We start from the raw sequence: 12038 nt of genomic DNA, 5'->3' as shown, positions 1-12038 counted from the left end.
CCAACTCAACATGCAAGTCATACAACGGCGTGCGCTTCGGTGAACTCATATCGGCAATCCTCTCAATTAGCGCTTCATGTCGCGAACCACCATCACCGTGCAATGTGCATTGCGCACGACACGGGCCAGGTTCGGGCCAATTTCGTAGTTCGGGAAATCGCCTTTGGTCGAAGCCATGACGATAAGATCGAAGCCTTCCTTATGGGCGAGCTTCAGGATTTCACGGTAGACGCTGCCTTCTTCGACATGCACAGGCACGTCAGAGGCATTGCCCTTGTCCAGAATGGCCTGAACCGCATTGCGCACATGATCTTTGGCGCCGGCACCATAGTTGGCGGGCAGGTTCGGCAACTGGATGATCTCGGGGATCACGGCGACGGCGTGCAGCTCGGCACCGTAGAATTTCGCCTGTTCCAATGCGACCGGAAGGGCGTTTTTCCACGAACGGTCGTCAGAGTGATCAATAGGCAGCAGGATTTTCGTGGCCATCACGTATCTCCTCGAGATATGGAATACTGTTAAAAGGCGGGGGGCCGGGATGGCCCCCCGTTGATATTCGGGGCCGAGATTACTCGGCGGCTGTGCCGCCTGGTTCTTCGGACTTGCCGCCCGAGGCGAAGAACTCTTTCGTCAGTTTGAAGACGATCGGGCTCAGCAGGGCCAGGGCGATCAGGTTCGGAATGGCCATCATCGCGTTCAGAGTATCTGCCAGCAGCCAGACAAAGCCCAGATCCGCTGTTGCACCGAAGTAGATCGCAACGATCCACAGCACCCGGTAAGGCAGCAGGGATTTGACGCCCAGCAGGAATTCCACGCATTTCTCGCCGTAGAACGACCAGCCGAGGATGGTGGTGAAGGCGAAGATCGACAGCGCGATTGCGATCAGGTGCCCACCAAATCCGGGCAACGAGGTCTCAAACGCCAGACGGGTCAGCGCCGCCCCCGATTCACCGCTGGTCCATGCGCCTGACGAGATGATTGCAAGACCGGTGATCGAGCACACGATGATGGTGTCGATGAACGTGCCGAGCATCGCGATCAGACCCTGATTGACCGGGCCTTTGGTCTCGGCTGCCGCGTGCGCGATCGGGGCGGAACCCAGACCGGCTTCGTTCGAGAACACACCGCGTGCCACACCAAAGCGGATCGCGGCCCAGACCGCTGCACCCGCGAAACCACCTTCGGCGGCTGACGGGGTGAATGCGTAGGTGAAGACCAGCGACAGTGCACTGCCGATGTTACCGATGTTGATCAGCAAAACCAGCAGACCGGCGATGATGTACGCAACCGCCATAAACGGAACCAGTTTGCCTGCAACAGCACCAATGCGGGTGATGCCGCCCAGGATAACGCCTGCCGTCAGAACCATCAGCACAATGCCAGTAACCGAGGTATTGATGCCAAAGTTCGAATCCAGAACCTGAGCCACACCATTGGCTTGTACTCCGTTACCAATGCCAAAGGCCGCAACCGCACCGAACAGCGCAAAAGCCCAGCCCAGCCAGTGCCAGTTCGCGCTGAGACCGTTCTTGATGTAGTACATCGGACCGCCGACAAAGTTACCCAACTCGTCCTTCTCGCGATACTTCACCGCGCAGACGGCTTCGGCATATTTGGTGGCCATGCCCACCAGGGCGGTCATCCACATCCAGAACAATGCGCCCGGACCGCCCAGGAAGACAGCAGTAGCCACACCGGCGATGTTGCCGGTACCGATGGTCGCCGACAGCGAAGTCATCAGCGCGTTGAACGGGCTGATCTGACCGTCACCTTGACCTTCACGGCCTGCAAACAACAGCTTGAAGCCGGTGCCTACACGCAGGATCGGCATGAATTTCAGCCCCACCTGCAGGAAGAAGCCGACGCCAAGAATGAGGACCAGCATCAGCGGCCCCCACACAACGCCATTTATGGCCCCTACGATTGAATTTAACGCTTCCATGGTTTCCCTCCCATTTGCGTTTGGTTTATGCCCCGTTGGCGATGGCCCGCTGGCGGGCCTGCTTGAGGGCGGCAAAGTCTTCGTCCGCGTGGAACGACGACCGGGTCAGCGGTGTTGCCGACACGTGCAGAAAGCCCTTTGATCGGGCAATGTGTTCCAGTTTTTCAAACTCCTCCGGCGACCAGAACCGGTCAATCGGGTGATGTTTTGGCGTCGGTTGCAGGTATTGACCGACCGTCAGAAAATCGACATTGGCGGCGCGCAGATCATCCATAACCTGACGCACATCGTTCAGAGTCTCGCCCAAACCTACCATAAGTCCTGATTTTGTGAAGATTTTCCGGTTCATACGCTTGGCATCGTCCAGAAGCCGCAGCGACGTGTAATAGCGCGCTCCGGGACGAACTGTCGGGTACAGGTGCGGCACAGTTTCCAGATTGTGATTGAACACATCTGGCGCAGCTTCAAAGACAATTTCTGCCGCACTGCCTTTGCCCAGGAAATCCGGAGTCAGCACCTCGACCGTGGTCTCTGGGTTCTGGTGGCGTACGGCACGGATGGTTTGCGCGATATGCTCGGCCCCACCATCATCCAGATCGTCGCGGTCTACCGATGTGATGACCACGTGGCGCAAACCCAGCTTTTTCACCGCCGCCGCAACTCGGCCCGGCTCGAATACATCCAGGTCATCTGGGCGACCGGTGGCCACGTTGCAGAAAGAACAGCCACGGGTACAAATTTCACCCATAATCATCATCGTAGCGTGGCGCTTTGACCAACACTCACCGATGTTGGGGCAAGCTGCCTCTTCGCACACTGTTGTCAGTTCGTGGTCACGCATCAGGCGCCGGGTCTCGTAGTATTCGGACCCTTCGACCTTTTTCTTGCGAATCCATTTAGGCTTGCGCGGAATGACACTGTCGGCCTTTTTGGCCTTTTCAGGGTGACGGGGGCGAAGCTGGATGGTCATTTGGCTACCCTCATTCACGCGTGGATTGCGCGGCCCATGGCGTCAAGGCAGGCTTCCTTGACCGCTTCGCCCATGGCCGGATGCGCGTGGCAGGTTGCGGCGACCTCGGCGACGGTTGCGCCTTTGGTCATGGCCAGAACCAATTCAGCAATCAGATCACCGCCATGCGCACCGCAGATATGTGCACCCAGGATATTGCCGTTGGCATCGGAAAGAACCTTGACGGCCCCGTCTGTATCTCCGGTCGAACGCGCCCGGGAATTGGCCATGAAGGCGAATTTGCCGACAGAATACTCGGTTCCCGCTTCTTTCAGCGCTTCTTCGGTGAGCCCGACAGAAGCGACCTCGGGGTCGGTATAAACCACACCCGGAACGGTATTGTAGTCTACGTGGCCTGCCTGACCGGCCAGCATTTCGACACAGGCAACGCCGTCTTCTTCGGCCTTGTGCGCCAGCATCGGGCCGGGGATACAATCGCCGATTGCGTAGACGCCGGGCACTGAAGTCTGGAACGTATTATCCACTTCGATAAACCCGCGGGCGTTTACCGCCACGCCCAGTTCATTCAGACCAAGGCCCCGGATCACCGGGCGTCGGCCAACAGCTATCAGAACCTTATCGGCCTCCATCACCTCTTCTTTGTCTTTGCCGACACGATCCATTGTCAGGGTCAGGCCGGCCTCGGTTTTGTCGACCGATTTCAGGGCCCGACCCAGCTGGAACTTGAGACCACGCTTGGACAAGGCACGCTGCGCCAACTTGGCGATTTCACCATCGATCCCCGGCAGAACACGGTCCAGATACTCGACAACGGTAACCTTGGCGCCCAGTCGCGCCCAGACCTGGCCCAGCTCCAGACCGATCACGCCAGCTCCAATGACCACCAAATGCTCTGGCACGCTCTCCAGTGCAATCGCACCGGTCGAGCTGAGAATGTCCTGTTCGTCAATCTCGATCCCGCTCAGCGGGGTCGGCTCGGAACCTGTGGCGATCAGAGTGTTCTTGGCCTCATAGACCTCATCACCGACCTTGACCTGCCCTGCGGCTGGAATACTCGCCCAGCCTTCGATCAGGTCAACACCGTTCTTTTTGAACAGAAATGCGATGCCCTTGGTCAGGTCACCCACGATTTTGTCTTTGCGACCCATCATCGCGCCCACATCGATGCTGGCCCCCTCGACCGCAATGCCATGGGAGGAGAGATGTGCAAGTTCGGCATATTTGGCCGAGGAGGTCAGCAACGCTTTGGAGGGTATGCACCCCACATTCAGACAGGTCCCGCCAAGCGCCCCGCGTCCTTCGACGCAAGCCACTTTCATGCCCAGTTGGGCCGCGCGGATCGCAGCGACATAACCGCCTGGCCCACCGCCGATAACAACGAGATCGTAGGATTTCATCGGGTATTCTCTCAATAAATCGGATGGCTCGCGCACAAGGTGCGGACTTTTTCACGGGTTTCTTTTTCGACGGCTGCGTCACCTTCCGGAGATTGAGCCAGAGCATCCAGCACGTTGCCGATTAGATGGCCGATCTGCTTGAACTCTTCGGGTCCGAACCCACGGCTACAACCGGCAGCAGTTCCCAGACGGACCCCGCTGGTGATAGTGGGTTTCTCCGGGTCGCCCGGAACGCTGTTCTTGTTGCATGTGAACCCGGCGCGTTCCAGCGCAGCTTCGGCGTCCTTGCCCTTCACGCCAATCGGGCGCAGGTCAACAAGCATCAGGTGGTTTTCGGTTCCGCCCGAAACGATGTCACAGCCACGCGCCATCATCACATTTGCCAAGGCCGAAGCGCTGTCGACGACGCGCTGCATGTATTCCTTGAATTCCGGCTTTAACGCTTCGCCAAAGGCAACCGCTTTGCCTGCGATTACATGCATCAAGGGGCCACCCTGAAGGCCAGGGAAGACGGCCGAGTTAATCTTCTTCGCCAGCGCCTCGTCGTTTGTCAGGATGATGCCGCCGCGCGGGCCTCGCAGGGTCTTATGCGTTGTCGAGGTGACGACATGTGCGTGACCAACGGGGGACGGGTGCAGGCCGGTTGCAACCAGACCAGCGATATGCGCCATGTCCGCCAGCAGCCATGCTCCAACCTCATCTGCGATTTCACGAAATCGGGCAAAGTCGATCTTTTGGGAATAAGCCGATGCACCGGCAATGATCAGCTTGGGTTTCTCAGCCTTCGCCAGTTCCGCGACCTGATCGTAGTCGATCAAACCGGCATCGGTCAGACCGTACTGGATTGGACGAAACCATTTGCCGGATTGAGCAGGACGCGCGCCATGGGTCAGGTGACCGCCAGCGTCCAGCGACATGCCCAGTATAGTGTCACCGGGGCTGAGCAGTGCCAGCTTGACCGCGCCATTGGCCTGCGCGCCCGAATGGGGCTGGACGTTGGCATATTCACAGCCGAACAACTGCTTCAGGCGCTCGATGGCCTCTACTTCGACTTCGTCGACATATTCGCACCCACCATAATAGCGGCGGCCAGGATAGCCTTCGGCATATTTATTGGTCAGCACAGACCCCTGAGCATCGATCACAGCCTGCGAGACGATGTTCTCGGATGCGATAAGTTCGATCTGCTCAGCTTGACGCGCGCGCTCACGCGAAATCGACGCGGCAATAACCGGATCTGCCTCAGTCAGCGACGTTTTGAACATAGTCTCCTCCCTCTGCACCGAATCTCAGGTACGAAATTTTGTTTCCTATAGTGGAAAACGTGCACACAAAGCAACATAAATCTCATATTTGTGAAGTTGTGTGCCACAAGGGAAATGTGTAACCTTCAATAAAATGGGGAGATTATGTTTGACCGACGATAAACAAACGGATGTTTCCGGTCCGGACGAACAACACGATGGCGCAGCCTTGGGACGATCCATCCGGGACGCGCGTCGCGCGAAAGGCTGGACTTTGGAGGAAGCAGGACGCGCAGCAGGGATCGGTCGCTCCACCCTTTCAAAGATCGAGAACAACCAGACCCGACCAAGCTTCGACATCGTACGCCGCCTGACGCAAGCGCTGGACATGAACACACCTCAGCTGTTTTTGCAGTCAGGCCAGTCTGGCATTTCCGGTCGGCGCGACTTCACCCCGAAAGGCGAAGGCGAAATCCAGCAAACTCCGACCTATCTTCACGAATTGCTGTGCCCGGAACTGACCAGCAAGCGGATGCTTCCCTATATTGCCACGATAAAGGCGCGGGACATTTCCGAGTTCGAGAACTGGATCAGGCACTCGGGTGAGGAATTCATGTATGTTCTGAGCGGCGAGCTGATCTTTATCTCAGAGCACTATCGGCCGCTACCGATGAAGGCGGGTGACTCGCTTTATTATGATAGCGGGATGGGCCACGGCTGCGTATCAACCAGTGACGAAGATGCGCAGGTCCTGTGGGTGTCATTGGATTGACGTTCAATAGCCAACCTACCCCCCGGAAAACTGAGACGAGTAATAATACGCGATTGCCTGGGTCCTGTTTTTGACCGCCAACTTTTCATAGATGTTCGAAAGGTGAAATTTCACCGTGTTCGTAGAAATCTGAAGCTCCTTTGAAAGATCACGGTTCGACATACCCTTGGCCAGAGCTTCAAGAATTGCACGCTCTTTGCGTGACAGGCTTTGGATTGGGTCTTGTTGCATTTTTCGAACGTCGATGAACGGAAACACCATTTTCCCCGCCGCCACCTCGGCACAGGTTTCCAGAAGGCCTTCGACCTCGCCTGATCGGGCAGCAAAACCTGCTGCACCGGCTTGCATCGCCAGCCGCGGAGTATCACCCGCCGTATCGCCGTAGACAACAAAGCGGGGCGCGTTGGTCTGCTCACGCAGGACTTCGATCAGCTTGGCCGCGCCCAAAACCGGCAGATTCCAGTCCACCACGCCGACCTGAACGGGGACCCGCATCACAGTTCCTAAAAACCCCTCGGCAGTGGCTGACGTCGCGACGAGAGAGAATCGCGGGTCGCGCTCAAAAATCTCCGACATTGCAGAAAGAACCAACGGGTTGCTGTCGGCCAGCATGACATCGATCGGCGGATTGGGCGCGTCAACCATCTGAATTCTCCCTTATTTTTCCAAAACCTACCCATTTGGATGGGGCGTATTTCGGTATACCTTGGTATTTTTACCAATATGGGTAGGTTACTTCCCATACTAATAGCCATGCTAAAGCAGTAGTAAGTTACGTTGTGTAACCTGACAAGTCTCGGTTTTCTGTCTGGCAACGAAACACGACGGGCCGCTGAGCCCGGTTAACTGCCGAGGATGTCCAACGATGACTTTTCAGGTTTTCCCTCCGCTCGAGATCCCCGAGACTCTCGCTGCGGGCCCGGGACCGGGCAATACCGACGCCCGCGTCCTGAGCGCCTTTGCCAGCGCAGGTGTGGCGGACCACATGCAGGGCGACGTCCTCAGGGGCATGGTCGAGTGCAAGCACATGCTGCGGAAAATTTGGGGCACCGAGAATACCTATACCTTCGCGGTTGCCGGCACCGGTTGGAGCGCCCTGGACACGATGTTTTCCGCAGTTATGCCCGGTGACAAGGTAGTTGCCTTCACCAATGGCACTTTCTCCGGCATCGATGCGCTGACCCTGCGGATCAAGGCCGCGACACCGGAAGAGCACGCAGCCAAACCGCTTGACCCTCAGGCTGCCAGCGTCACGGTGATCGAGGTTCCGCATGGCCAGCCAGTAACGGTTGAGGCGGTCGAGACCGCTTTGGCCGAGCACAAACCGAAATGGGCATTCATGGCGCATTGGGAAACTGGATCAGGCCGCGTCAACGACTTGCGCGGGTTCTCGGAAGCATGCGAGCGCAACGGTGCCATGGGCCTGATCGACGCGGTTTCGTCACTGGGGGCCGATGACTTCTCGATTGATGATTTTCCGGGCATCGCCGGTTGGGCGTCCTGCCCGCAGAAAGGCCTGTGCTGCCTGCCGCTGACCTATGCGCCGGTCAGCTTCACCGATGCCTATATCGAAACGTTGAAAACATCCGGTGCCTACACTTATGTGCATAACCCGATTTTCGAGGCCCGCCACTGGGGCATCGTTGACGGGCAGGACGTGGAAAAAGGCACCTATCACCGGACCCATTCCGGCTACGCAGTTGCCGCATTCCATGAATCGCTGCGCCTAACCCTGCAGGAAGGGTTGGCGAAACGATCGATGTCCTATCGGACCCACGAAAAGGTCCTGCGCGACGCCGTGATCGAGATGGGGTGCGAAGTGACCTCGGACATGCCGAGCCTCGTCGTGCTCAACCTGCCGCCGGAACTGGCTGGCCGCGAAATGGAGTTGGTGCAGAACTGCCGGGCACGGGGTTTTGGTATCTGGCCGACGCTCAGCGCGCCGGTTCAGGTGCGCATCGGCATCCTCAACCAGTTGAACCGGGAAGCCGTCAGCCGGATCGTTCGACTGTTCGCCGAGGCCCTGCGTGAGCTGGGCGGAGAGGTCGATCAGGACGCAATCGAAGCTTTGCTTGAAAGCCGTTACGGCACTTCAATCGCTGCATAAACAGGAGCGGAACAGATGGATATCCACGAATACCAGGCGAAGGAAATCCTTGCCAACTTCGGCGTCGATGTGCCGTCGGGCGCATTGGCCTACAGCCCCGAGCAAGCGGCCTATCGGGCCCGCGAACTGGGCGGCGACAAATGGATCGTCAAGGCGCAGGTTCACGCTGGTGGCCGCGGCAAAGCGGGTGGCGTCAAGCTGTGCAACACCGAAAACGAAATCTATGAGGCCTGCGATGACCTGTTCGGTCGCAAACTGGTCACGCATCAGACCGGTCCGGAAGGCAAAGGCATCTACCGTGTTTATGTCGAATCCGCCGTGCCGATTGACCGCGAAATCTATCTGGGTTTCGTCCTCGATCGATCCAGCCAGCGGGTCATGATCGTCGCCTCGTCGGAAGGCGGGATGGAGATCGAGGATATCTCGGCCGAACGTCCCGAGAGCATTGTCCGGTCGATTGTCGAACCAGCGGTTGGGTTGCAGGAATTCCAGGCACGCGAGATTGCGTTCGAACTGGGGCTGGAGCCCAAACTGGTCCAGCAAATGGTGCGCACACTACAGGGCTGCTACGCCGCCTTCAGCGATCTGGACGCCACCATGGTTGAGATCAATCCGCTCGTCATCACCGGCGACGACCGTGTCTTGGCTCTGGACGCCAAGATGAGCTTTGACGACAACGCCCTGTTCCGCCATCCGCAGATCGCGGAACTGCGCGACAAGAGCCAGGAAGACCCGCGCGAAAGCCGCGCGGCCGATCGGGGCCTGTCTTATGTTGGCCTTGAAGGCAATATCGGCTGCATCGTGAACGGAGCCGGTCTGGCCATGGCCACGATGGACACGATCAAGCTGGCCGGGGGCGAACCCGCCAACTTCCTCGACATCGGTGGGGGTGCGTCACCTGAACGTGTGACCAAAGCATTCCGTCTGGTTCTGTCAGACGACAACGTACAGGCAATCCTGGTCAATATCTTCGCCGGTATCAACCGGTGCGACTGGGTGGCCGAAGGCGTCGTTCAGGCCCTGAAGGAGCTGGATATCGACATCCCGGTTGTCGTCCGCCTGGCCGGCACGAACGTCGAAGAAGGGCAGAAAATCCTCGCCAAATCGGGCCTGCCCGTCATTCGCGCCACGACATTGATGGAAGCCGCAGAACGCGCCGTGGGCGCATGGCGAAACGACCTTACTCAAGGCACCAAGATGAGGGCTGTGTAATGAGCATTCTTCTCGATCGTGACTCTCGCGTCATCGTGCAGGGCATCACCGGGCGCATGGCCCGGTTCCACACCAAAGACATGCTGAGCTATGGTACAAACGTTGTGGGCGGCGTGGTTCCTGGCAAACACGGCGACACCGTCGAAGGCGTACCAGTTTTCGACACAGTCAAGCAGGCCGTAAAGGAAACCGGCGCGGATGCGAGCCTGATTTTCGTGCCGCCCCCGTTTGCTGCAGACGCGATCATGGAGGCCGCAGATGCCGGCATCCGCTACTGCGTCTGCATCACCGACGGCATCCCGGCGCAGGATATGATCCGCGTCAAACGGTACATGTATCGCTATCCCAAGGAAAAGCGCATGGTTCTGACAGGCCCCAATTGCGCGGGCACGATATCGCCCGGCAAAGCCATGCTGGGGATCATGCCGGGCCACATCTACCTGCCGGGAAATGTGGGCATCATTGGCCGCTCGGGTACGCTGGGCTATGAAGCCGCGGCGCAGCTCAAAGAACGCGGGATCGGCGTATCGACCAGCGTTGGCATCGGCGGAGATCCGATCAACGGATCGTCCTTCAAGGACATCCTGCAGCGTTTCGAAGAGGATGAGGATACCCATGTCATCGCAATGATCGGTGAAATCGGTGGGCCGCAGGAAGCAGAAGCGGCGGAGTACATCCGCGATCACATCACCAAACCCGTCATTGCCTACGTGGCGGGCCTGACTGCGCCCAAGGGCCGGACAATGGGCCACGCAGGTGCGATCATCTCGGCCTTTGGTGAAAGCGCCAGCGAGAAGGTTGAAATTCTGTCCGCCGCCGGTGTGACCGTTGCTGAAAACCCGGCCGTGATCGGTGAAACAATTGCTCGTGTGATGGAGGCTGCGTGATGGTCAAACCCTCGGTCCTTGTTACCCGTCGCTGGCCTGCCGCCGTCGAGGCGCAATTGGCCGAGAACTACAACGCTGTTTTGAACACCGGGGACAAGCCTATGTCCCCGGCCGAAATCCGGCAGGCGTTGAAATCCTATGATGCCGTTTTGCCGACGGTCACGGATACTCTGAGCGCCGAGGCACTGGATGTCCCTGGGGCGCAGACAAAAATCCTCGCCAACTACGGCGTCGGTTACAGCCATATTTGTGAGCCGTCGGCGCGTGAACGGGGAATGACAGTGACCAACACGCCGGACGTGTTGTCAGAGTGCACCGCAGATATCGCCATGACGCTGCTTTTGATGGCGGCCCGCCGTGCGGGCGAAGGTGAACGCGAATTGCGGGCTGGCAACTGGACCGGCTGGCGGCCCACGCATCTGGTCGGCACCAAGGTCAGCGGCAAGACGCTGGGGATCATCGGATATGGCCGCATCGGGCAAGAAATGGCCCGGCGTGCCCATCATGGGTTCGGTATGGACATCCTTGTTTACAACCGCAGTAAGGTGCCGCCGGACGTATTGGCCCGGTGCTTTGCAACGCAAGTGGACACAATCGATGAGTTGTTGCCCCAGTGTGATTTCGTGTCCCTCCACTGTCCCGGTGGTTCCGCAAACCGGCACCTGATCAATTCGCGCAGGCTGAGTCTGATGAAGTCTGACGCCTTCCTGATCAACACCGCACGCGGTGAAGTGATCGACGAATGGGCTCTGATTCAGGCTTTGATGTTCGATATGATCGGCGGCGCGGCGCTGGACGTCTTCGACGGCGAACCCCGCATCAGTCCGGACCTTCTGCAATGCGACAATCTCGTGATGCTGCCGCATCTGGGCAGCGCCACAAAGGAGGCGCGCGAGGCGATGGGGTTCCGTGTGCTCGATAACCTGAGTGACTTTTTCGAAGGCCGGGAACCACGTGATCGTGTGATCTGACCACCCATTGAAACGTCAAATAATGAATGCCAACGCCGCCACAGCTGCTGCGTTGGCCCTTCTCTCAAAGGAGATATGACCCGTGAATGCCCCTTATCGTACAGACGGTTTTTTCACCCAGTCTCTTTCCGACCGTGACCCTGAGCTGTTTGGCTCGATCACATCCGAGCTAGGCCGTCAGCGCGACGAGATCGAGCTGATCGCGTCCGAAAACATCGTCTCTGCCGCCGTGATGGAGGCACAGGGCTCGGTGATGACCAACAAATACGCCGAAGGCTATCCCGGGCGTCGCTACTATGGCGGTTGCCAGTTCGTTGATATCGCCGAGAACCTGGCCATCGACCGCGCCAAACAGCTGTTTGGCTGCAACTTCGCCAACGTGCAGCCGAACTCTGGCTCTCAGGCCAACCAGGGCGTGTTCCAGGCGTTGATCAAACCCGGCGACACCATTCTGGGCATGAGCCTGGACGCAGGCGGTCACCTGACCCATGGCGCGCGCCCGAACCAGTCGGGCAAGTGGTTCAACGCGGTGCAAT

At 58.4% G+C, this 12038-nt stretch carries 11 protein-coding genes and 1 pseudogene; 6 read left to right on the top strand and 6 right to left on the bottom strand.

What is annotated here, in order from left to right:
* Nucleotides 1-66 precede the first annotated feature (66 nt).
* From AC2TCY_RS22720 to glyA (AC2TCY_RS22700), 5 genes are all read right to left on the bottom strand, one after another.
* Nucleotides 67-489, bottom strand: coding sequence for a universal stress protein (locus AC2TCY_RS22720; protein WP_480851003.1), 423 nt, complete (start codon nt 487-489; stop codon nt 67-69).
* A 79-nt stretch (nt 490-568) separates the two neighbouring features.
* Nucleotides 569-1942 carry an alanine/glycine:cation symporter family protein gene (locus AC2TCY_RS22715; RefSeq protein WP_480851001.1) on the bottom strand — a complete coding sequence of 458 codons (1374 nt, stop codon included), beginning with the start codon at nt 1940-1942 and terminating at the stop codon, nt 569-571.
* A 25-nt stretch (nt 1943-1967) separates the two neighbouring features.
* On the bottom strand, nt 1968-2912 hold the full coding sequence (lipA, locus tag AC2TCY_RS22710) for a lipoyl synthase (RefSeq protein ID WP_480850999.1): 945 nt from the start codon (nt 2910-2912) through the stop codon (nt 1968-1970).
* 14 nt (nt 2913-2926) lie between these two features.
* Nucleotides 2927-4309, bottom strand: a complete 1383-nt coding sequence (gene lpdA / locus AC2TCY_RS22705) for a dihydrolipoyl dehydrogenase (RefSeq protein ID WP_480850997.1) — start codon at nt 4307-4309, stop codon at nt 2927-2929.
* Nucleotides 4310-4320: 11 nt separating this feature from the next.
* The gene (gene glyA, locus AC2TCY_RS22700) at nt 4321-5574 is read right to left on the bottom strand and encodes a serine hydroxymethyltransferase (protein WP_480850996.1); all 1254 of its coding nucleotides are present in this window, start codon (nt 5572-5574) and stop codon (nt 4321-4323) included.
* 148 nt (nt 5575-5722) lie between these two features.
* Between glyA (AC2TCY_RS22700) and AC2TCY_RS22695 the strand changes: the two genes are divergently transcribed.
* Nucleotides 5723-6325: a helix-turn-helix domain-containing protein gene (locus tag AC2TCY_RS22695; RefSeq protein WP_480850995.1), complete on the top strand. Its 603-nt coding sequence runs from the start codon at nt 5723-5725 to the stop codon at nt 6323-6325.
* Nucleotides 6326-6340: 15 nt separating this feature from the next.
* Here AC2TCY_RS22695 and AC2TCY_RS22690 read toward each other — a convergent pair whose 3' ends face one another.
* A complete protein-coding gene (locus AC2TCY_RS22690) occupies nt 6341-6970 on the bottom strand; it encodes a response regulator transcription factor (protein WP_480850993.1) in 630 nt (209 codons plus the stop codon).
* A 220-nt stretch (nt 6971-7190) separates the two neighbouring features.
* On the opposite strand from AC2TCY_RS22690, the gene AC2TCY_RS22685 reads away from it, so the two are divergent.
* The 5 genes and pseudogenes from AC2TCY_RS22685 to glyA (AC2TCY_RS22665) all read left to right on the top strand — a co-directional run.
* Nucleotides 7191-8432: an aminotransferase class V-fold PLP-dependent enzyme gene (locus AC2TCY_RS22685; protein WP_480850991.1), complete on the top strand. Its 1242-nt coding sequence runs from the start codon at nt 7191-7193 to the stop codon at nt 8430-8432.
* Nucleotides 8433-8447: 15 nt separating this feature from the next.
* Nucleotides 8448-9644, top strand: a complete 1197-nt coding sequence (locus tag AC2TCY_RS22680; protein WP_480850989.1) for a malate--CoA ligase subunit beta — start codon at nt 8448-8450, stop codon at nt 9642-9644.
* Nucleotides 9644-10531: a succinate--CoA ligase subunit alpha gene (sucD, locus tag AC2TCY_RS22675; RefSeq protein WP_480850987.1), complete on the top strand. Its 888-nt coding sequence runs from the start codon at nt 9644-9646 to the stop codon at nt 10529-10531. The genes AC2TCY_RS22680 and sucD overlap by 1 nt, the downstream gene beginning before the upstream one ends.
* A complete protein-coding gene (locus AC2TCY_RS22670; RefSeq protein ID WP_480850985.1) occupies nt 10531-11502 on the top strand; it encodes a 2-hydroxyacid dehydrogenase in 972 nt (323 codons plus the stop codon). Before sucD ends, AC2TCY_RS22670 begins: the two co-directional genes overlap by 1 nt.
* 82 nt (nt 11503-11584) lie before the next feature.
* Nucleotides 11585-12038, top strand: a pseudogene (glyA, locus tag AC2TCY_RS22665) (serine hydroxymethyltransferase); the annotation flags it as partial.

This window comes from Ruegeria sp. HKCCD7181, from assembly GCF_057221055.1.
This window is presented reverse-complemented; position numbering and strand designations above follow the sequence as displayed.